20 protein-coding genes and 1 pseudogene are annotated in these 20,926 nt (G+C 58.6%); 9 read left to right on the top strand and 12 right to left on the bottom strand.

Annotated features, from left to right (window positions below):
• From ABJK70_RS06810 to ABJK70_RS06790, 5 genes are all read right to left on the bottom strand, one after another.
• The coding region (locus ABJK70_RS06810) for a hypothetical protein (RefSeq protein ID WP_347257617.1) at window positions 1–655 on the bottom strand (655 nt) is incomplete at its 3' end.
• Window positions 639–1,835 carry a hypothetical protein gene (locus tag ABJK70_RS06805; protein ID WP_156881742.1) on the bottom strand — a complete coding sequence of 399 codons (1,197 nt, stop codon included), beginning with the start codon at window positions 1,833–1,835 and terminating at the stop codon, window positions 639–641. The genes ABJK70_RS06810 and ABJK70_RS06805, both read right to left, overlap by 17 nt.
• An 84-nt stretch (window positions 1,836–1,919) precedes the next feature.
• Window positions 1,920–2,141: a PRTRC system protein C gene (locus ABJK70_RS06800; RefSeq protein ID WP_347257616.1), complete on the bottom strand. Its 222-nt coding sequence runs from the start codon at window positions 2,139–2,141 to the stop codon at window positions 1,920–1,922.
• 7 nt (window positions 2,142–2,148) lie between these two features.
• Entirely contained in the window at window positions 2,149–2,589 is a 441-nt protein-coding gene (locus tag ABJK70_RS06795) for a hypothetical protein (protein WP_156881743.1), read from the bottom strand.
• Window positions 2,579–4,525: a PRTRC system ParB family protein gene (locus ABJK70_RS06790; protein WP_347257615.1), complete on the bottom strand. Its 1,947-nt coding sequence runs from the start codon at window positions 4,523–4,525 to the stop codon at window positions 2,579–2,581. Before ABJK70_RS06790 ends, ABJK70_RS06795 begins: the two co-directional genes overlap by 11 nt.
• Window positions 4,526–5,080: 555 nt before the next feature.
• On the opposite strand from ABJK70_RS06790, the gene ABJK70_RS06785 reads away from it, so the two are divergent.
• The 3 genes from ABJK70_RS06785 to ABJK70_RS06775 all read left to right on the top strand — a co-directional run bounded on the left by ABJK70_RS06785 (window position 5,081) and on the right by ABJK70_RS06775 (window position 13,316).
• On the top strand, window positions 5,081–8,212 hold the full coding sequence (locus tag ABJK70_RS06785; RefSeq protein WP_347257614.1) for a hypothetical protein: 3,132 nt from the start codon (window positions 5,081–5,083) through the stop codon (window positions 8,210–8,212).
• Entirely contained in the window at window positions 8,200–12,051 is a 3,852-nt protein-coding gene (locus ABJK70_RS06780; protein WP_347257613.1) for a helicase-related protein, read from the top strand. The genes ABJK70_RS06785 and ABJK70_RS06780 overlap by 13 nt, the downstream gene beginning before the upstream one ends.
• Window positions 12,052–12,365: 314 nt before the next feature.
• Entirely contained in the window at window positions 12,366–13,316 is a 951-nt protein-coding gene (locus ABJK70_RS06775) for an IS5 family transposase (RefSeq protein WP_156881747.1), read from the top strand.
• Between the two features lie 152 nt (window positions 13,317–13,468).
• Here the strand turns inward: ABJK70_RS06775 and ABJK70_RS06770 are convergent, their stop codons facing one another.
• Entirely contained in the window at window positions 13,469–13,852 is a 384-nt protein-coding gene (locus ABJK70_RS06770) for a DUF6794 domain-containing protein (protein WP_347257612.1), read from the bottom strand.
• Window positions 13,840–15,063 (bottom strand): transposase, encoded by a 1,224-nt coding sequence (locus ABJK70_RS06765; protein WP_347257611.1) that lies wholly within the window; start codon window positions 15,061–15,063, stop codon window positions 13,840–13,842. Before ABJK70_RS06765 ends, ABJK70_RS06770 begins: the two co-directional genes overlap by 13 nt.
• A gap of 21 nt (window positions 15,064–15,084) precedes the next feature.
• Between ABJK70_RS06765 and tnpA the strand changes: the two genes are divergently transcribed.
• Window positions 15,085–15,501: an IS200/IS605 family transposase gene (gene tnpA / locus ABJK70_RS06760; protein ID WP_347257610.1), complete on the top strand. Its 417-nt coding sequence runs from the start codon at window positions 15,085–15,087 to the stop codon at window positions 15,499–15,501.
• A 73-nt stretch (window positions 15,502–15,574) separates the two neighbouring features.
• On the opposite strand, the gene ABJK70_RS06755 is transcribed toward tnpA, so the two are convergent.
• Complete coding sequence (locus ABJK70_RS06755; protein WP_347257609.1) at window positions 15,575–16,333, bottom strand: hypothetical protein; 759 nt, start codon at window positions 16,331–16,333, stop codon at window positions 15,575–15,577.
• A gap of 111 nt (window positions 16,334–16,444) precedes the next feature.
• Between ABJK70_RS06755 and ABJK70_RS06750 the strand changes: the two genes are divergently transcribed.
• A complete protein-coding gene (locus ABJK70_RS06750; RefSeq protein ID WP_086133346.1) occupies window positions 16,445–16,660 on the top strand; it encodes a (2Fe-2S)-binding protein in 216 nt (71 codons plus the stop codon).
• Window positions 16,661–16,843: 183 nt separating this feature from the next.
• Here the strand turns inward: ABJK70_RS06750 and ABJK70_RS06745 are convergent, their stop codons facing one another.
• Both ABJK70_RS06745 and ABJK70_RS06740 read right to left on the bottom strand, forming a co-directional pair.
• The gene (locus tag ABJK70_RS06745) at window positions 16,844–17,053 is read right to left on the bottom strand and encodes a DUF2721 domain-containing protein (protein ID WP_240506804.1); all 210 of its coding nucleotides are present in this window, start codon (window positions 17,051–17,053) and stop codon (window positions 16,844–16,846) included.
• A 216-nt stretch (window positions 17,054–17,269) separates the two neighbouring features.
• Window positions 17,270–17,563: a DUF6794 domain-containing protein gene (locus tag ABJK70_RS06740; RefSeq protein ID WP_086133347.1), complete on the bottom strand. Its 294-nt coding sequence runs from the start codon at window positions 17,561–17,563 to the stop codon at window positions 17,270–17,272.
• 193 nt (window positions 17,564–17,756) lie between these two features.
• On the opposite strand from ABJK70_RS06740, the gene ABJK70_RS06735 reads away from it, so the two are divergent.
• The 4 genes from ABJK70_RS06735 (at window position 17,757) to ABJK70_RS06720 (ending at window position 19,334) form a co-directional block, all read left to right on the top strand.
• Complete coding sequence (locus ABJK70_RS06735) at window positions 17,757–18,029, top strand: type II toxin-antitoxin system Phd/YefM family antitoxin (RefSeq protein WP_086133348.1); 273 nt, start codon at window positions 17,757–17,759, stop codon at window positions 18,027–18,029.
• The gene (locus ABJK70_RS06730) at window positions 18,019–18,294 is read left to right on the top strand and encodes a plasmid stabilization protein (protein ID WP_156881749.1); all 276 of its coding nucleotides are present in this window, start codon (window positions 18,019–18,021) and stop codon (window positions 18,292–18,294) included. Before ABJK70_RS06735 ends, ABJK70_RS06730 begins: the two co-directional genes overlap by 11 nt.
• 211 nt (window positions 18,295–18,505) lie before the next feature.
• Window positions 18,506–19,033: a DNA/RNA non-specific endonuclease gene (locus ABJK70_RS06725; RefSeq protein ID WP_347257608.1), complete on the top strand. Its 528-nt coding sequence runs from the start codon at window positions 18,506–18,508 to the stop codon at window positions 19,031–19,033.
• A 7-nt stretch (window positions 19,034–19,040) separates the two neighbouring features.
• A complete protein-coding gene (locus ABJK70_RS06720) occupies window positions 19,041–19,334 on the top strand; it encodes a DNA/RNA non-specific endonuclease (RefSeq protein ID WP_347257607.1) in 294 nt (97 codons plus the stop codon).
• 510 nt (window positions 19,335–19,844) lie between these two features.
• On the opposite strand, the pseudogene ABJK70_RS06715 reads toward ABJK70_RS06720, so the two are convergent.
• Both ABJK70_RS06715 and ABJK70_RS06710 read right to left on the bottom strand, forming a co-directional pair.
• A pseudogene (locus ABJK70_RS06715) lies at window positions 19,845–20,393 on the bottom strand (hypothetical protein); the annotation flags it as partial.
• A 439-nt stretch (window positions 20,394–20,832) separates the two neighbouring features.
• The coding region (locus tag ABJK70_RS06710; RefSeq protein ID WP_203563340.1) for a helix-turn-helix domain-containing protein at window positions 20,833–20,926 on the bottom strand (94 nt) is incomplete at its 5' end.

The raw sequence follows: 20,926 nt of genomic DNA, 5'->3' as shown, positions 1-20,926 counted from the left end.
TCCTGTCATCCACGGGCGCGTCGTTCTCCTGGAATAGCGTCAATCGGTTATTGACGTGGGAAAACGCGGTATCGAACAGTACCGCTTCCCAACCCGCCATGTCCTCGATGCCGCACCCGCCGGGCAGAGTCGCGGTCCCTGTACAAACCACGCCGTCACACCCTACGTTCATCAACGGCGCGTTGTAGAGCCGGGTCTTCGCCGTGGGGCGAGCACGCCCCCTCAAGGGGGCTACTGCGAAACGTCCATTCGCGGTGGCGACCAGCAAGAGCCTCGGCCACGGCACCGCCAGCGTCTTCAAGGGAGACCCGGCCATATTGAACAGCATCGGTCGCACCCGCGCGGGCACGGTCCAGGCCAGATGTGTCCCGGAAATCGATAGTACCTGGGCAGGCAGCACTCCGATGCTTCCTCCTTGCTGTTTGAGCACGGATCGCAAGAGGGCTTCGATGTCCCGCATGGTCAGCAGTCGTCCGGCTCCGATGACGGACGCGCCGTCCGTGTCGGTGGTCAACTCGTGCAGTGAAGCGACACAGCGTCCGCTCCAATAATCGCCACCGAAGTTCTCGGTATTGTGGAACAGTAACGCGCTTCGCGGTGAGATGGCTGGCTCACTGGCGAGACCAGCCGCGAAAAAATCAGTGTGGTGCGTCATTTTGGGATTCCTGAGAGCATTCGATCATTTCGGCCAAGCGCAACAACCCGCGTGCCGGGGCTATTGATTCCAGTTTCTCCGCAACCTTGGAAATCGCAACCGGGTGCAGCTTCAGGCGCAAGACCGGTGTCTCCCCGGTTTGGTAAAGTTGGTTGTAGAAGTCCTCGGCGACCTCGCTTTCCCAGGACATACCGAAGCCCACCATGTGGGCGTAGTCCAGGGGCGCCTCCGCCTCATCGCACTCGTCGTCGATGACCGCAAAGGACTCGGGTTCAGCCGTGTTCCGATGCCGGAGTCTTTTCCAGACGAAGACAGCTTGCCGGATGAACCCTGTCCACGGATGGTGATACAAATCGGGCGACCGACGCCGCCATCGAACGACCGCCGCTCGGATTTCGGCCATGTCGGGCGGATCGCCCCACCAGCGGTCCGCCCGTTCGTCCAAAACGGACCGCAGGAAATCCAACCGACGGACCAAATCGTCAAGGTTGTTCGTAAACTCGCAAAACGGATAGAGGCCGGTGGTCAGCGCCTCACGTGCGAACTGACGGTGGTCGGCATCGGGATGCTCCTTTCGGTAGTCCTCGTAAGCGGCCAATTCCTCTTCGAGGTCGAACCACATATCCATCGCGTTTTGAGCCAGCAGTCCGAAGCCCAGCCGGTTCACGATCCAGCAGAGGCAGCCGTACACCATCCGGCCCAGTTCACGGGGAACATCGCTCAGTGAGACTTGCGTGAAACGGAAACCGGACCATAACAGGAGCCGGAACTCGCTATCCCGGCGTTCCAGCGCCATGCCGAGCGATTCAAAATCACCGTGAGACCGATCGGTCCCGGCAATGGCGCGGGCCTGGGCTTCGAGATGGGCCGCGATGCGGCCAAGGGACTCCCGATGCAGCCGGTAGACGTTCTGCCAGCCTCCCGAAACGGCGCGGTCGATATCGCATTCCGAGACCACACCCATTTCGTGGGCCAGCAGAATGAGGCTGGCGATGCCGGGGCGGTGCTCATCGAAATAGGCCCTGGCCCGCCGTTCCCGAACTTCTTCCAGCAATCCATCCAGCGCGACGCCGAGCCGGGGCGGTGTGAACAGGCTCAGACTAGGGGCAGACGGGCCGGATCGATGCCCGTAAGCGCCTGCCGCCTGGGTTTCGGCGGGTTCAGAGTGAATCGATAGCATGTCTCGTCGTCCTCGTGCTTGCCGTTCTCTCGGTCCGGGGGAGGTTCGCTCCCCCATCGGCGGAGGATGGCCAACCCGCTCTTGTCAGCCTTTGGTCTTGACGGGTTCGAGCTTGGCGGCATAGTGCAATTCCTCACCAACCAGTTGAGGCTCTGCGAGTTCGGCCTGGGCCAGATGCGGATAGGATGGGGCATATAAGCGCAATGCTTCGATGGGCGAGAGATCGGGCGCGGGGTCCGCCAGCCGGACCGAGCCCATCTTGAAAACCCGAACGGGGCGAATAACGGTGGGATTTGCTGTGCTCATAGTGGCCTCAAAAAAGCGATTTGTCGGTAACGGATACGTTCACCGCACTCTCGGCAGGCGCGGAGGCGGCGGACTCGTCGGTCGAACGAGTGCCAGACCGTGCTTGGGCGGCGGGAGTCGCCTTATCGGCGGCAACGCGGGCCTGTTTACCGGCTTCCTTGATGCGGCCCAAGGCGTTTTTCAGATCGCCGTGAGCCGCTTCGCGAACTCCGGCGAATTCCGCCAGGGAACGCGGAAAGTCCCGGTCCAGCAACGCCGCACTGGTTACCACGTACAGCGGCATGGACAGCACGGCTCGCAAGGACTGGACGTGTTCCGGGGTCTTGTCGTCAGCCACGCCTTGTAGCACCGGCTGCACCAGGACGCTCAACTGGTCGCCCTTGCGGGCGACCGTGAACTGGATGCGCTCGTCGTGCCTGAGCATTTGGGCAAAAGTTTCAAAAATCATCGGCGGATTCCTCGGGGTCTTCGGTGTATTCGAATTCGGAGGGTGCTTGGTCTTCGCATTCCAGGCCAAGCGGTCGAGATTCTTCGGTCTGGGCGCTGGCCACCGCGGTCACCGGCATCGTGGCCGTCGCCGTCTGCTCGCTCGAAGTCTTACTCTTATCGTCTCCCAGGTATCCCGAAACGCAACTCGGCACGAAGCCGCCGAAATCGAACCCGCACCCGAAAACCTCGTCGAGAATTTCGCTGGTCTTTTTCTTTATCAACGTAGGGAACTTGGTCTTCTCGTCACGCGACTCGTAATACTCCACGAATCGCTCGTTCCTATCATTGACCGCTTCGCGCAGCACCACCTCCATGCCGGATTTGGTAAAGGCCGCAAGAAAATCCCTCTCAAGCACGAAGTGGTCGCTCAGATCGATCCCGGCGTGCTTGACCAGCGCCGCCGCGCCTCGGGCAAAAGGCTTGTTGTTGAAGGACGAAGTCTTTTCGTGCCGGCTCAACAAATGAACCAAGAGCCGATGGTGAAACGCCACGAGTTCTCCGGGTTCGAGCGGGTACACGGCGTTGACGAAAGCGTCGAGATTCGTAAGGTGCAATGCCTTGTCCTGAATGGCGTCGGGCAGCAGTGTGCTCGGGGCGCTGGCCGCGAGGAATCGGTACAGGGCAAACGTGTCGAGGCATAGAACGGCTCTTGGGTCGTCCGGCGCGATCTTCGCGCTCAGGGTGCGATAAAACGTTTCGATCGCCTCGACGACTTTGCCCGGCAACGCCGAGGCACTGGCGGCTTTCGCCTTGGGATTGCCCGAGTCGGCTGTACCGCTTGCGGCGGTTGCGCCTTTCGCGATACGGCCCGTTGTTCTCGACGGCATCCCGGACTGATCTTGCCTTCGAACCTGCGTGGCCACACTCGAAGTCGCCCGGTACTCATCCACTTTTTTCTGGTGGCAGCCGAGGTCAAAACAGCAATCCTCCTTGACCTCGCCCAGGCGATCAGGAGATGTCATGAGCAGTGCCCCATAATGGGCGCATTGGCGGCATCCGCGCTCGAACTGGTGTTTCCCGACGCCCTGGGGACCTTGCTGGCAAAGGATCGTATAGGAATTCGGCGGACGCTCGGTGTCGAGGTAGACGACCGCGTACTGTTCGGACAGAGTGCGTTTTTTCTCGTCGAGAGCAGACTGACTTTTGGCCTGGAAGCACTCGCGGTTCGCGCATTTGCCGGACGCTATGTGCTCTTCGAACAAGCTCGCCTGCATCGTCGAGTTATGGGGACAGTTGGCGCACCCGGAAATGTCAAAGATGGCCTTGGAGAGGTCAAGGGCAAACGCCGCCAGCCGGTCCCTAAGATCGGCAACCGAATATCCATGCTCAATGATCTTCGCTAGCGTCGCGGTCTGGAAGTCGCGCGGCAGTTGCGATAGGAGTTCCGCGTGTCCAAGCTTGATCTTGCGTTGGGCCAAAGCCTCTAGTACCTCAGGGTCTGCATGAAGTAGGAGCAGACGGGATTCAAACTTCTTTTGGCTCCATCCCAGAAGTCGCATCGCTTCCTGGCGATCGTTGCCGCAGCCCATAAGCACCGTTCGGGCCGCCTCGGCTTCTTCCGCAGGCGACATATTCGCCCTTTGCGTGTTCTCGATGGTGGCGACCACCATCGCCTCGTGGTCAGTCAGATCGCGAACGGCAGCGGGAATCAAGACGAGATTGGCATCTTTGGCAGCGCGGTAACGCCGTTCTCCGGCGACAATCCAGTAGTTGTCGGGGCGATCTGGAATAGGACGCACCACAACGGGCTGGAGGACGCCATTCTGCCGGACCGATTCGGTCAATTCGCGGTACTCCGCGTCGTCGAAGAACTTACGAGGATTGAAACCCGGTTGAACGTGGACTCGGTCAAGAGGGAGGTAACGTAGAAATTTGTTTTCGGTCTCGGTTTGCACGATCTTGTCTCCGTAGTACAAGTCCCATAAATGCAGCAGCGTGAAAAACCACGGAGTCAGAATCTCAGGGAAGTGCGGATATGCAAGCCGAAAGAGGAAGTTTGCGGATTAATATCGCAACCCGGTTTACCGCGTCCGGATTGCGATTACCGAACGACCGGGCTGGTTACGGTGTCGAGCCCTTGGTCGGGACCGGTGTTGTACGTTGGAGCAGCCGAGCTACAGGGTGTCGTCCAGACGCTAAAAAGCGAAAAAGCCTGTCCGACCACGACAGCCAACTTTCGACGACAAGCGTCGGTACGTTTTGTGCCGGCGTTGTGCTGATATCCATACGTGCCTTTGTATAGGCAAGGCTAACTAATAGTGCAGCCGTCCTCCAAGAAGCCGGATGATGATCTTCAAAGCACGGAAAATGACCTTGGTCAGCGGGATAATCAAGTGACCGGAATTAAGAAAGGGTTATAAACTTTGATCATCAACCCCCTTTAACCACCCGCCGGATGGGTCTTCCGACCGGGTGAAGTGGTGTCCCTACCAAGATAAGGAGCATGACCCATGAACGTTCCCCTGACTGGGGGTGCCAGTATTTCCGCGCGCACCCGAACGCCATCTATCTGGCTTTCCCGGCTCGCGGAATTACTCGTTGCCGCACTTTCGACGGACGATTCAGAACCGGTTGGCTTCGCCCGCTATAGCGGGCAACGTCAACGTATCCGGTTCAACCTAGCCACAGTGCTTCGCCGCTTATATCAGTTTCCTGAGTTCAAGGATGATTTTGCGCATGGCAGCGACACTGGCTTCCTGTTTGATCTTGAATCGCCTCCCAGAGGAACGACCAGCAAGATGGGCGGGCGGCTCCTACCGGGCTCGGAGGCCAAAACGACAGCCGCCCTGGAAAGACTTCACCAGGCGATCGCACGTGAGATCGACACCGTATTGCAGTCGGCACCGCTGCAATCCCTTGTCATTCCATCATCCAACCAGGCGTTGGAGTTATTCGCTCGGAATCTGAATGTCCCGCTGTATCCTTCGCCAGGCATCGCGGCCGTGGTGCCGGTCGGCTTCGCCGCTCCAAGCCGCAAAGCAGCCGAACAGGAAAAAGACGTCGCGAGGGTATTGTCAGCAATTGAAACGGTGGATGGTCGGGACTGGTTGGAACGTCTCCTAAAAGGCATCGAAAATTATTTGCGCCATGAGGACCTGGATAACGACGAAATCCAGCCCATTCTTGCCAGCGTCCGTATGCAGCGTGGCCAGCCGGGGAGTCAAATCCAGCGCTTTCTCGATTTCCTGGATGATGACGCGTTAGCAAGGGTTCGCCTTCAGGTCACCTTCAAATCGATGGCGTCTATCGCGACCCGAAGTTCGGATCCCTCCCTGAAGGCCTACGTCGACCGGGTGCTCGCGTGTTTCCGGACCTACGCCAGTACGGCCGGACGAACACTCCCGCTCGATGTCAGTACGGTGTATGGGCAACGCAGCTGCACCGATTTGTCGGACCACCTGCGCAAAGCGCTGTTTTATAGCTGCCTCCCGGTTTGGGCGGAGTGGGCCGTGCAAATTTTCGAGGCTCGTACCGATCCCGAACACGGTTTTGCGACCCGGCGAGAGGTCTCCTACCGATTCCGCGTCAACGGCAAAAGCCCCGATTCCGGCAAAAGTGCCTTCGCGGCTCGGCTGGACCGAATTGAAGAACGCCTGGTGGAAGACCCTGTAATCAACGGCCATACCGGACGCCATATCGCCGAACTCGTGTTTCTGTACCTGGTCATTCCAAGTTCGCTTGATTCACCCGGCAGCGAAGACATCGAGACGGAAGCTGACGGCATTGCACGGGCCTTGAAAACCGACCCGCTCGGAACGGTCAAAGAACTCATCGCCAAGCTGCGCCTTCGGGAACCTGTGATGGAACGCATCGCGGAATCGCTCATCAAGGTGCTTCAAACGAAATCCGCCAAATTGGTCGAGGATGCGAATCGAATCGCGGACAAGTTCTATGTCGCCGTGCACAAGAGGATCGTCGACTGGGCCGTCGTTCGGACCATGGCCTCACACAACACGGAAATCTTGGTCAAGAATGACCAAGGCCATGACCACATTGCCTGGTTCCAGCACCTCGTCGTTACTGACAACCTGGCGGAAGTGCCGGGTTCCTTGGCTTCGTATGCGGTCGAAACGCACCTGATGGAGCGTTCGATAACGCCTGTGGGATTCCGGCACGAAATCCGGATGTCCCGCGATCTCACCCAACCGGTTTTACCGGTACGGTTCGTCCCGCTCAAGGAGGAAAAGGACGCGGCGGGCATCAAGCAATGGCGGCTAGCGGATACGGCGTCCACGAGCTTCGACACGGGCCGTGGCATCGATATCGAGTACGACGTCCGCTCATTGAGCCTTTCCAAGGGGGCGAAAGATCAGGACAAAGCGACTCGTGAGCAGCTTCGTACAGCCGGCTGCGCTGCGTTCACGCTGTTGAGCTACATCGTACTATTGGAACTTGCACGCCGCGCTCAGTCCATCGAGGGTCGGCAACGTCCAGCGATGTATCTAGTGCGCCTGCAACCTGGCGGGAAAGAATCCGACGCCACGGATGGGAATGCCGCCGTCTATGCCGCCTGTCAGGCCATCGAGCAGGCCCTGTCTCGGGAGCTCTTGGTCAAGATGCAGGGGTTCCACACCCAAGGAAAAGCCGAAACCATCCGCTATCGAAAGACGAATTCGTTGATGGCGATGCAGGGTCGCTTCCCGATCGTCACCACGGCGGGCGGCAGCCTGGAAAAGGTTGCGGTGCTTTCCTACGTGACCCGACCTTGCGATTCCCATCCGCTCTATCCGGATGCCGAAGGCTTTCTGTTCGTCTCCCGCAGCTATTACGGCGTCCGCCGGAAAGACGGTATGGCGATTTACGTCGGCCGGATGAACTCGCGCCTGGTCGAAAACCGCCGGGCTTTCCGCGAGCCGCAACTGATTCTCGAAGAAATTGCCCGGCTTCGAGAGCAGGAGTTTCGACATATCGTGCTGCTTTCGCATCACTTCGGCAACCGGCACATTGGCCGAGCCGCCGAGCGGCACGCCCCCCACGGCACGCATGAGTTCCTGGAATCCGCCGCCACAAAATTCCCCGATGTGTTCCTATACCCTCTCCGCCGGGACGTTTTTCCGGCGACCCGGCTGCATACAAGGGGCTCCAACGAGAGCGCCTTCGAGGTCGTAACTTTTGCCGATCACCAGCGGATGTACGAGGAATCCGAGCGGGAACTGATCCGCGGGCTGCAGCCGGTCTACACCTTCGCCACCTTGGCCGTAGTGACCGAAGAAGGTCGGCCGCAGTCCGGATTTTGCACGTATTTCTTCGACATCGAACAGCGTCTTTCCAACATCGAATGGAGTGAAGCGATCCGCCAAAACATCCTGGGTACGACACCCGAAGGCGAAGCGGTTCGCGCCTCCATCTTGGGTGTACTGAGGGGACTGCACTATTTGGAAAGCGAGCGAGCGGCCACCAAGCAGCAAGTACTGCCGGTGCTCGATCCCTTCGGGTGGGCGACGCCAGCGACCAATGCGGCCGCGGGCGAGTTGGAAGTGATGAGCCGGCGCGGCAAGGGCTCCGTCCTTCTGTCCTTTCCGGCGCTTTTGGCGCATGTCACAAAGGTGCTGCACAAGGACAAAACCGAATGGAGGAGTTGACCTTTCAGCAACAGGCCGTCATTTGGGGGCAGGCCTACGAAATCTTCGTCAAACGCGGCGTACTGGGCTGCCTGACAGATCACGGCTTGGTTTCTCTCGACGACCCGCATCTTAAGCCTTGGCGGGAAACGAGAACCTCGGAGGTATACAAAGCCGTGGTTCGGGCGCTTCAAGTCGTTGACGAGACGCTCAAGGAACACATCCACGCGGCGCTCCAACATCTGGCGACGGTTACCTATGGGCTCGGCTACACCGCAATGCGGGAATACCTCCGGAAACTCTGCCAGCCGCTTGCCAACCAGGCGCTTACCCGGCGCGCACTCTGGTGTCCCTTGACGCTTCCGAGCCAGAAAGATTTCGACGCCGAACGAGAGCGGTCCTGTGCCGAAATTCACCGATTGCTCGGCTTAAAGGGGCCGGTTGACCCGGCCTTGGCGGATAAGGGCCGACCGGCGCGCGCCGATTTCCTCCTGTGGCTGTCAGGTACCCACAAGGAGGACCATATCCTGGTCCAGGAATACTCCTACGATTGTCCCGCCACACTGGAAGACTTTAGCGAGGAGACGGCGCACCTCGAAGAACTGCTGCGCTACCGCCGGTACGTGGACTCACGCGGCGTATTTGCGCGAGTTTCCGCGGAAGTCGAGGAAGAGCGCTTCGAGCTGTCCGACGATATCAAGGCTCATCTCGGCGCGTTCACATCCGACAACAAGCCGTTCTACAAGCTATGCCAGGCCGCAAGTTATGCCGAGTCCACCGTACAGGTATTGGAACGCTACGGCTTGTTGGTCAAACCGTGCGTCGTCCGGGCGCTCGCCATCACCCCCAACGGCCTGGAAAGTCTCGCCGCGCGTTATTTGCCCGGCGGGGTGAAGGATCCGCGCTTTGCTTTGATGCAACAGCTGGGAACGGCCTATCGTAAGGCGGTGAAGCGACAGGATGATGACGAAGCGGGGCTCACCCAGGAAGTCGACGCGGTTTTTCGTCAGATTCTCAGTCGTTTGCCTAAGAGCCTCAAATCCGGTCTAAAAGGCCTGCGCGAAATTCCAACGCCGGGCACGGATTACCGATTCGAATTCGAGGAAAAAGTGCCGGAATTTGCGAATCCAATGCAGAGGTATTCCACGGACGAAGCGCTGGCCTTAGTGGAGGAAAGTCCCGAGATCAATGATTACTTCGGCGGTTCGGCAAAGAATGCGATTACACGGGCGCTGGAGGACTTGCGCACCGGCGAGATAACCGTGGCGCTCCGCGACCTGCACGCGGCCGCCATCGTCGCGGGTCTCGGCGCAGCCAAACGGGGCAAGCTCAATGTCATCGGGCTCGAAGGCAATCCGGGGATTGGTAAAACCACTGCGGTGACTCGGTACCTCGCCCAACAGTCATCCGGCTATTTCTTTCTCTACGTCAGCCCGCGCGTTGTCATCAACCGTGATGTGACGGAAAAACTTGCGAGGAAGGACGGAGCCCCGTCCGGTATCCTGACGATCACGACCAACGCCCAAATCATTTCTGCCGCACCCCGATACCATCGTTCACAGGTCGAGCAGGGGTTGGATGGGGAGCGCCGTATCGACGGCGCCGTCGTGGTCGACGGCGTGAAAAATCTAAACGTTCCACGGAACAGCATCCTGTTCCTTTCGCCCGAGCAAGAGCACGAGATCGAGGCGAAGCACGCCGGATCCCGGTTGGGTAAGACGACACTGTCCGAACATGAAGATCAGGTCGAAGAGCGGCCGCTGCTCGGCGTGCTGTCCGCGATGTCCTTAACGACCCGGGAACTTCTGGCCCAAAACCCAGAGGTCAATCGCGTGGTTCTGACGGCAGCGCTCCAAGGATTCCGCGAGAAGGCAAACAGGCGCAACACGATCCAGTCGCTTTCTCAGCTCTTCCGCGAATCGGTCGCAAGGCGCGCCGGCATCGAAGAGCGCCGCCGCGTTGCCCAGCGGATGCCGACGGTCGTCGTGATGGTCGATGAGCTCGCGGGCGACGGGGCCGGCGCGCCGTTCGTCCATGCGGTTGCCCGTTGGCTGAAGGACGAATTCATTGAGCCTTTCGAGGCAGGAGAGTCGCCCTTTACGGTCATCCTCGTCATATCCGATGCCTCTCTCGGCAACGAGCTGGTCCTCGACCGCTATCTGAATGCGGGCGACAGGGCGCCGGGCAAAATCCTCATTTCCAAATCACGGGGCCGTAAGCCTTTTGCGCTAGCCGTCACCAAAGTGGCGATCGACGCCGGCAAGCCTAAAGTCCTGCATGTCATGACCAACAGCTACCCGGCCAGCGAGCTGACCGTTCGTTACCGAGTCAACCTGTCAACCGTTCGCCTGATCGAAAAACAGCCCGGTCTGCTTGAAACACCCCGGCAGGCTGTCCGCCGTGTTGCGGAGGAGGCGCTTTTTGAGAATGCCGCTCAAGAAATTCGGAACGCCGTTGCCGGAGGCGCCAAGCAGGTCATCTATTTCGCGCAGGACAAGCTTTTCCTGCGGTCGCTCCGAAATACGCTCACGCAGGACACCGAACTCGGCTTGAACGAACACAACGTCCAGATTCTCGATTCATCGATTCCGGGATCCCGACGCAAGAAACTGGTAGAGGAGAAAACCCGCGACAGCATCAAGGTATTCTTGATGACGTCGTCAGGGGCGCGGGGAGTTTCATTCCCGAAGACCGACTGGATCATCGCGGCCGTACCGCGCTTCAATGTCGAGGCCGCATTGATGGAAATCGCACAGCTCATCTATCGTGGTCGGGGGAAGTACCATGATGAAGAGGGCAATGAAATTCCCGGGGACTCGGTCCCTCGGAGGCTCGTCATGCTGGTCGACGACTTCCTGGTGCACGGGGAAACGTTGGACAAACGGCAATGGCTCCGCCAGTCACTGGATCTCATGACCTTGCTGGTCATGCTGCGTGCCACGATCTTTACCCGGATCACTGGTGATGCTGGCCTGAACCAAAATCTGGCCTTGGTGCCGGTCGGAAGCGTCGGTTTGGAGGAATTGTTGAACCTGATGTCCCAGTACGTGTTGGAGTTTTTGGCGGAGGCGGATACCTACGTAAAAGGGGAGGGAAATTCGGAACTGGCTGGGCTCGTCGGTTCAGCCAGAAACCACTGCTACGACCTGTTTGCACGGTTTCGTCTGCAAGCCACCGCTTGCAAGAACGCGGATGGCGCCTCCTTTGTGAAAAGCGAGGACGCCCGTGAGTTCTTTGACCAAGCCAGTACAGCCCTTGCCCCGCTTCTGCCCGATGCCGAGGGGAGGCCTCGCTTGCCGGCGCATATCTATTTCGCCGGCCCGTTGGTGCTCGAACACTGGGCAGATTTCGACAAACGCGAGCTGTTTTCATTTGAAGGGCAGCTGACCAATGTCGAGCAGATGACCCGCCGACTGTACTGGGAACTGAAGAGTATCGATGAGACTGATGCTTTGCCGAGCAGCCTGAGAGTCCCTGCGGCCAACCTTCTCCGTCTCCTTGCCCGTGAGAAGCCAGATGCCGCAATCGAGTTCAACACGCTGAAGGAGCTGAAATCGCCTGATACCTGGGTAGCTCTACCGGCGGGTTACGTTCAGTTTGTTCGACCGTCCCGAGCGCATGACGACAAGCCGAAGGCCGTGGAAGAGCCGGAATTGTGGCGGAATGGCCTTGGCCGGGCACTTTCTGCCAGTAATGCCGTGATGCCAGCGATACCTCGCTACGAAGCGATGCCTTGGGCGGCAGGTGTGGGTCAGACCAATCCTCTGAAATTCGATATGGTTTTCGACGACCGTTACTTCATGGCATCGAGCGAGTTGAACCTCCTCAATATGCTGCTTTTGTCAGAGGGTACCGCGTGAAGCTTGATGGGGATCAGGTGCGTTAAGAAATCCCGAGCCCCCTAGTTTGTCATGACGCTGGACGGCTTAGCGGTACTGAAATAGATCGTCTCGAAAACAGCCGTTTGCTCATCCGAGCGGCACAGTTTACCGGGCATTGGCATTTAGGCCGCGACTGTTAGAGATGCAGGGACATACATACTGGCGAGCCACCCGTTCATGGTTTTCTTCGGTTTCTGCCTGCGTTGTTGCATTTTTCCGTAACGACATGGCTAAGGAACCTCTGAAAAATTCATTGTGGTACGCTGGTCTCACCGGTCTTGTGGAATGAACCGATGAAGCAGACGACTTTTGCCTCGCTGAGCTACGACGCCAAGAAGAAAAAGACCCGCCGGGAAGTGTTCCTGGCCGAGATGGAGCAGGTGGTTCCGTGGCTGGAATTGCTGGCGGTGATCGAGCCGTTCTATCCCACGGCCGGCCGGCGTGGACGCCCCCCAATGCCGCTGCCGACGATGCTTCGAATCTATTTCCTTCAGCAGTGGTATGGTCTGTCCGATCCGGCCGCCGAGGAGGCCCTATACGAGATCGAGTCCATGCGCCGGTTTGCCGGCGTGGAACTGAGCGAGGATGCCATTCCCGACGAAACGACGATTCTCCACTTCCGCCGCCTCCTGGAGCAGCACGATCTGACGGCCCAGCTGATGAACACGATTAATGATGTATTGGAAGAGAAGGGACTGCTGCTTAAGGGCGGCACGATGGTCGATGCCACGATCATTCATGCAGCGCCTTCGACGAAAAACAAAGGGAAAGCTCGGGACCCGGAGATGCATCAGACGAAGAAAGGGAACCAGTGGTTTTTCGGCATGAAGGTGCACGTGGGGGCGGACGTGAACAGCGGGTTGGCGCATACGGTTTCGGTGACGCCGGCCAACGCCTCCGACCTCAGCCAATTGCCGGACCTGCTTCGCGAGGACGATCGGGCGGTGTTCGGGGACCGGGGCTATGTGGACAATCGGCTGAAGCGGGCCGCACGGGCGGCCGGCGTGTTCTGGGGAATCAACTTGAAGGCGCCGCCGCAGCGTGCGCTGGGAGCGGGACAGAAAGCCAGGAACCGGCGCTTGTCTTCGGTGCGAAGCCGGGTCGAGCACTTGTTCCGGATCATCAAACGGCAGTTCGGGTATGTGAAGGTGCGCTACCGGGGCTTGGCCAAGAATGCCGCTCAGGTGTTCGCGCTGGTCGGGCTGGCGAACCTCTACCTCAAGCGGCGAGCCTTGCTCGCCTGAGGGGGAGATCTGTCCGGTGGATGCTAGATGGCCCTCGGATTGCCATGTCCTCAAGGTAAACCGTGAGCAAATCTCCCAAAGGCGCTTTTAGATCCGTCTTTGAATGACTGTGAGTACCGCTTTTGCCATCTCCGGATTTGTTCAGAGCTTCCCTAATGCCGCAGCCGCGCCCACAGTACCCGAATTATCATCATCGAAGCGTCGTCCGGATCTATGGACAAGTAACTATCCGCGGCATCTCCGTATTTGATCCCTTGGCAGTTCATCAGCAGGTCGCTATTGTCATGCCACAGGCTAAATTCGTTTCGAATCCGCATACCAGGACCGAAATGCAGGCCGATCAAATCGCCCTCGGTCAGCGCCGCGATTTCCTCCTTTTCGGTATGGCTCAGCATGCGCGCCAATCGGTCTACCGCTTCGTTGAGGGTGCGCGGCCAGTCCTGGCCGGAGCCGGCTGGATCTGTGGGCGTGGATGGTTTCTTGACATCCTCCCCTTCCTGAAGGAAGGGGATTCCTACGGCGCTCAGGCGCGGCATTGAGCCGCTCCTGAGTCGCTTCGGTGGGTTCCTGCTGCTGGCGACCTTGCTGCATCGCTCACTTCACAGGCGCAACGGGCGTGTCCCGCCCTGAGAATGTTGATCGCGCCGACCACATCAGCGTTTTCCTCGAAACCGCATTCCACGCAGGCGAACTTCGCCTGACTGGTGCGGTTGTCCGCCGACACATGCCCGCAGGCCGGGCACGTCCTGCTCGTATTCTGCGGCGGCACGACGATGAGATGTCCACCGTTCCACGCCAGCTTGTAATCCAGTTGGCGGCGGAACTCGAACCAGCCTTGGTCGAGGATGGATTTGTTCAAGCCGGACTTGGCCCGAACATTCTTTCCAGGCTGCTCGGTCGTGCCTGCCGCCGACCTGGACATGTTCCGCACCTGCAAGTCCTCGATACACACCATCGCGTGGTTTTGGCTGATCGTGGTCGTGACCTTGTGCAGGTAGTCGCGCCGGGCGTTGCCGATACGGGCGTGAATTTTCTGGACGCGGGCCTTCGCCTTCTTCCAGTTGTTGCTGAACTTCGTCTTACGGCTCATCGCCTGCTGCGCTTTGCGCAAGGCAGTTTCGTGCCGCTTGAAACTGTTGAGCGGCGCAAAGAACGTGCCATCCGAGAGCGTGGCTAACCGGGCCACGCCCATGTCGATGCCGACCGCTGAGGTGGATTGTGGCATGGGTTGCTCGACCTCGCGGGAAGTACAGATCGACACGAACCACTTGCCGCCCGACAGGCTGACGGTGACGTTCTTGACCGCACCCAGAACCTCCCGGCTGTTGCGGTAGCGCAGCCAGCCGAGCTTGGGTAGGAAGATACGGCTGTTGGCCTGATCGAGCTTGATTTGCTTGGGGTCGGGGTAGCGGAAGCTGTCGTGCTGGCCTTTCTTCTTGAAACGCGGGAAGTCGGCCTGCTTGGCGAAGAAGTTGGCGTAGGCGCGCTCCAAATCCTTGAGCGTCTGTTGCAGTGGATGCACAGGCGCATCAGAGAGCCACGGCGTTTCCGTGCCATTGCGCCATTCGGTGAGCAGCTTGCACAGCCCGGCGTAGCCGAGCTTCTTCTCACCGCGCTCGTAGCGCGCCTTCTGCAACGCCAGCGCCTTGTTGAACACGAAGCGGCACGAACCGGCGAAGCGGCGCATGTTGCGCTGCTGTTCGCCGTTCGGCATGAGTTCGTATTTGAAGGCTTGGAGACGTTGCATGCGTATAGTATAGTTTGGTCTATGAGCAAGAACAACGATATTAGGCACGGACGGCACTGCGTCTTCCTGATGCATGTGCATTTGGTCTTTGTGACCAAATATCGCCGCGAAGTGTTCACCAAGAAAATCCTCGATGACCTGCACGGGATATTCGCCAGCGTCTGTGCCGACTTCGAGGCGGAACTGGTTGAGTTCGACGGTGAGGACGATCACGTCCACCTGCTTGTGAACTACCCGCCCAAGGTCGCCGTCTCGGCGCTGGTGAACAGCCTGAAGGGCGTGTCCAGTCGTATGATCCGCAAAAAGAACTACCCGAGCATCCACAAGAAGCTGTGGGGCGGTGCCCTGTGGTCGCCGTCCTACTTCGCTGGCAGTTGCGGCGGTGCACCCATCGATATCATCCGCCAGTACATCGAACAGCAACAGACGCCACACTGACCGCCCAAAGGACGCCTACGGCGTCCGCGCTATCCTTCCCCGGCCTAAAGGCCGAGGCTTGTCGCGCACCGGGTCATTGCGGCAATGTTCTCCTATCGGTTGTCTGCTTTTGCTTATGGCGTTGGCGTCGGTACTCCCGCATCCAGTCGAGATACTCCCGGTGCCGGGCGGGATTCGCTTTGAGCTCCTGCCGCCAGCGCTGCCGGTAGGCTCGCCCGTACCGCCGCATCCGTTCCAGCCAGGGCTCCCGCTGTTCGAGTGTCATCGCATCCAATCGCGCTCGGCGCCTAGCCTGAATCTCGGCCGCATGCTTGGCGTAGTAGTTCCGCTGCCGGGCCAGAACAGTTTCGCGACAGGCGGGGTCGGTTTTGATTCGGGCTTTCCGCCGCTCCTGGGCCGCTTTGGTCTGTTCCGCAAGCCGTGCGGCGAAAACCGGATCGGCCTTGGCCCGCGCCTTTACCCGTGCGGCTCGGCGCTTGTTCAGGTCCGGATTGCGGGCCACCCGGCGGTGATAGCTGGCGTTCTGGATTTGCTTGCGGCGCGCTTTCGCGCAGGCCTCGGAACAGGTCTCGCGGGTCAGCGAGCCTTGCCGGACAACTTCCCCGCAGATGACGCAACGCGGCCGCCGGCATTCCGGGCAGGCGGTGACGGCATGGCGGGAACTGATTGAAGCTCGATGTGGAAGCCGGTTTTGCGGCACGGTAATCTCGGTGCCGCAGTCGCACCGGCAGAGCCAGGCGGTTTGCTCGTGTCCGAATTTCAGCCGGCCGTTGGGTCTCAACACGGTGAGTTGACCATATCGACATCCGGCAAGGTCAAGCAGCGCGGGCATGGCAGGGATTTTGTCTCCTTGATCAGAATCATCCAAGCTTTGGGATTATTGTAGGCTCTTTGAAATAATGCTGGGTCTCCTCTGATAGAGTTCGAGATTTCCTTTATTGTGATGACCATCGACTATCCAGACCAGAAAAAGGGTGTGATTTGCCGCTGCAGCGGGACGACGACGGGACAGATCAGGCGACTTGTCGATAAGTGCGTCAACGACCTGGACAGCCTATCGAGAGCGACCGGCGCGTGTTCAGGTTGCGGGGCCTGCGATTCCGACATTCTGGCCTTGCTAGCCGAATACACTTCGTCTGTTTCGCACAGTGCCCGATAGCCTTGCGCTGTTTTGCCCCAGAAGACCGCTCACACTGTCGATACGGGATTCCCGCGCGCTCACGAGACCCCTGGCGGCTGCTGCTCGGATTCGCCGACCAGGCCTATCCGTAACAGGTGACTGCCACGGATGAGGGGAGGGTATACGCACGACTCGGCCCTTATCTGGATCGGTTCGCGAGCGCTATCGAAACCGCAAGCTGGCGGTCGCCGGATAAATTTCGTGCAGGAAGCAGTAAAGACCGATGATCAGGGCGGCCATCGCAGCGATGAAGAGAATCGCGATGGCGCTCGAAACATCCAGGCTTAGAAAGGCGCCGACGAACAGAATGACAATCAGCGTGCAGATGAGTAGCGCACAGGCGGTACAGAGGCTGATGGCCCAGTACGCCACGCGGGCGCTGAGGACTGACGTAGCGCGCCGATGCCGGTCAGGAGAAAGACCGGCGCCACCGCAAGTTGTATGACATGAGCGATATCGGTGGCTTGCATGGTCAGCCTCACTGAAACAATGGTCGGATAAAAGGACGATTCGGCGGAAGACCGCGCATTATGAGCGTGATCCCCTTCTTCAGGAAGGTAGCAAGCTGCGCTCACACCACACACGGGATCAGCGCCGCAATCTGGCCCACAGCTCCCGGATAATCACGGTTGACGCGTCCTCGGGATTGAGGGCGCCGCAGGACACCATCAGCGCCTTGTTCCCGCGCCAAAGACCAAACACCTTCCGGACATAAGCCCCCAAACTGAAGTGGACGATGATGGCATCCGCGTCGGGCGCTGCGGCAATTTTGTCTTTTTCAGTCTGACTCAACAGGACGATCAACTGGTCTACGGCTTCTTGAAGGGTGCGAGGCCATTCTTGATCGGCCTTTGAATCGGACGACTGTAACGGATTGTTCATTTTCTTTACAGAGAACGTAAGCTGGTGGAAATCAAGTCAAAAGCGCGAATGTTGACGGTCTAGCCACAAAGTTGTCCACAGAAATTGTGGATAAGCTTAGGTGTTTGCTGCGTCCAGACGTGCTTACCAGACTGTTGAGAGGATTTTAGACCGTGCGTAAAATCGATTTATTAATAATACGGTTGCAAAGCCCATGAAAGCCATTACCGCGAACGATCTAAAATCGAAGGGCGTCTCCGCCTTGGAAGCCGCTTTGGAAGACCAGGACGAAGCCATCATCAGTGTGCGGGGCAAGCCGCGCTTTGTGGTTATGGACATCGAGCATTACGAGCGGCTGCGCGAGGCGGAAATTCATTCCGCCTGGCAAGAGGCGCGTGCAGCCATCGATCAAGGCGACTATGTAGAAGCCACCGCCGAGGAGCACATCGCGCGCTTGCAAAAGGAATTGGACGAGAATGCCCTATAAACTGATATTCCCTGGTTCTTACCAGAAAAGAGAAAAGGCATTCCTCAAAAAGCACCCGGACCTTCGGGAACGCTACTTCAAAACCCTATTACTGCTGGAGCAGAATCCGATGCACCCGTCCTTGCGCCTGCACCCGCTACAAGGGCGGCTGGCCGGCCTGCATTCGGTCTCGATCTCCCTACAATACCGCATCACGCTGGAATTGGAGATCAGGGAACAGGAAATTGTCTTCGTCGATGTCGGCAGCCACGGCGAAGTGTATTGAATCCATGGTCGGGGAACCATGGCACTTCGCAACATCTGTCACAGCGGCGATAGGTAGGTTGGACGCTATGGAAGATTGGGGCTACGGGGGAGGAGAGGGCGCAGCCAATGACTCGAACGGTTGGCTTTTGATATAGACGTTTTTGTTTTCACCGCCGGACTGGGACGACCTGGCCCTACTCCGCAGAAAATTTAAGAAGAACGAAAATTTCATGCGCCGTATTTCTATCCTGCCTCTGCTCCTTTGCGTTTCCCTTACCGCTTGTAACGGCGACCACCTCGCCAAAACAAAAGACCATGCGCCGGCGGCTCCGATTATCCAACTCCGGGCCGAGACTCCATCCACCGGCAAGGTGGTCCTTCCGCCCACCCAAATCAGCGATGAAGGCAAGCTGCTTCGCCTTGACTACGAAGGCTTCACCGTGTGGCTCGACTGCGAGCAACGCGGCGCCGTGAAGTGGCGGTACAATGCTCAGCGTGACGGCGGCAACGAGGCGCGAGCCAATGACTTCAGGCTTGATCCCTACGTCCCGAAGGAGTGCCAGCAGACCAGCCCGAAAGGCTACGGCCACGGCTATGACCGAGGCCATCAAGTGCCAGCAAATCATCTCGACCGTTCGCCGGTGGCGATCCAGCAGTCGAACTACATGAGCAATATCCTGCCGCAGGCCTCGCAGATGAACCGGGGGGGCATGGAAGCTGACCGAGGACATCGTCGAGTGCTACCGGGATATCGATGAACTGCTGGTGATCGGCGGTGTGATTTGGGGCAGCAACCTGGCCGATGATTACTTTATCAAGAGCCACGGCGTGAAAACACCGGATGCGTTCTGGAAAGTGGTGATCCGCGGCGATGGCAGAACGATCGCGTGGATCGTGCCGAATTCAAAGGAAGCTACAGCGAAAAGGCTGGACGACTACCTCGTGACGGTGGAGGAGATCGAGCAACTGACGGGGGAAATGCTGCCGGTCACCGGAGATGCGAGAACGACGAAGCCTGTGGGAAGTTGGGTCGTGCCGATCGGGTGTGATAAGGGCTAAGCCCCTCTCGCGGCGCAGCGCGTAAGCTCCAGAACGGAATCCTGCCTTTGAACGAATTTGCGAATTTTTTGTAAAGTGACTTTACACTATTGGGTTATACCGTATTACTTTACTTTATGCTGAATGCAGTGCAACCATGTACGCTGAGATCCTGCCGGTTTTAACATGAGCCCCAAAAAACCCGGCCGCAGGGTGCAAAGCCGGGTTTGTCCGCGTTGCCGTCAGATACGGTTTGGCCTCCGGTTGAAAACCGTGGCTGTCGTGATCGTTGAAAGTGCTGCATGGCGATATCGGCGCCGCCTTCTACAGACCAGCCAATCTCCGCCACGCGGACTTATCAGCTTCAGTCGTAGATGTTTCAAGAGATTCAGTTTCGGGGCTCTCCGCATCCGGTCCACTTGGGTCGGATTCCGCTTCGGCGGATGACGCATCGCCACCATCGCCGGGAGCGTTTGGTCCCTCCGGATCAAGGATCGCTTCGGGTTCAATCGCCAATCCGGAGTTTTCACGCGCCGCTTGGACTTCCTCGCCATGGCCCTTTGCATAGGCGGCCCGATGGGCGCGCCGTTCGATGGTAATGATGCGCCGACCGAGTCGCAGCAATCGCTGCTGCCATTGATAGTGCGCCTGTCCGCATTGCTTGTTGGTGAGCACACCGCAGAGCCAGAGGGCGTCCATAGCGATCATGAGTTCATCGAGCATTTGGATCAGCGCCACGAACTGGGAGACCTGGGGCGATACGATGCGCGCGTTAAAGTCCATGGGATGGGTGTAACGCGGCTTTTCGGTCACGCCGTTATCGGTGCACAGTTTTTCCATTCGGGACTTCTCGCGTTCCAGTTCGCTGGCACAGTCGCCGATCATCTTGCTGACGGTGCCTTCCACTGCATCGATCTCGGCTTCCTCCCCGATGATCCGGAGGATGACGTCGATAGCGTACAAGGATCGCACCAGCGTGGGAAAGACGCGGCGGACGACGCGCAACGCCTGTTCGCTATGAACCGTTATGGTACGTTCAAAAACCGGGCGACTGATCGCGGGAGGGGTTCGTTCAGCCATCGGCGTATTCCTCTGTGTGATTCTGTGGAATGAAGTCCTGGGGACGTCGCCCCGAGCGCCAAATCGACATATCCATGAGCATAACGTCGTTGGCCGAAGCCGGCGTTGCAATAAATGGCCGAAATCGGAACTTTGAGCGCGAAATCAGAAGGAACGCAGTGAGCGGATCAAAAATAGCGATGTGCCGCGCGAGGCGGTCACGCCATGGTAGCGGGAGTCGTTCGCGGGCAACCAACAAAAATCCGGCTGTGGGGTTCAACCTGGATCGACCGCCGGCAGATCAGCCTAATCTTGGCAGGCGATGACGGCTATCCCGTGGAATGGATGTCGTGACACGATTAGTGTTCGCGGCGTAAACTGATTTCGTCACAATTTCAGCCGACACGCGATGACACAAGGTGAAAAAGGGGTCGTCTCAGAAAACGGAAAAAATCGTACGCTAAGCCTGCGCTGAGGCAGGCACCCAGCGGTAGAGCGTCGGAACGGACACGCCGAGGTTCTTGGCCACGTCCTTGGGCGGGACGCCGCTGGCC

The organism is Methylocaldum sp., assembly GCF_039794385.1.
Lineage (GTDB): Bacteria > Pseudomonadota > Gammaproteobacteria > Methylococcales > Methylococcaceae > Methylocaldum.
The sequence above is the reverse complement of the archived record's forward strand: the minus strand, read 5'-3'. Positions and strand labels throughout refer to the sequence as shown.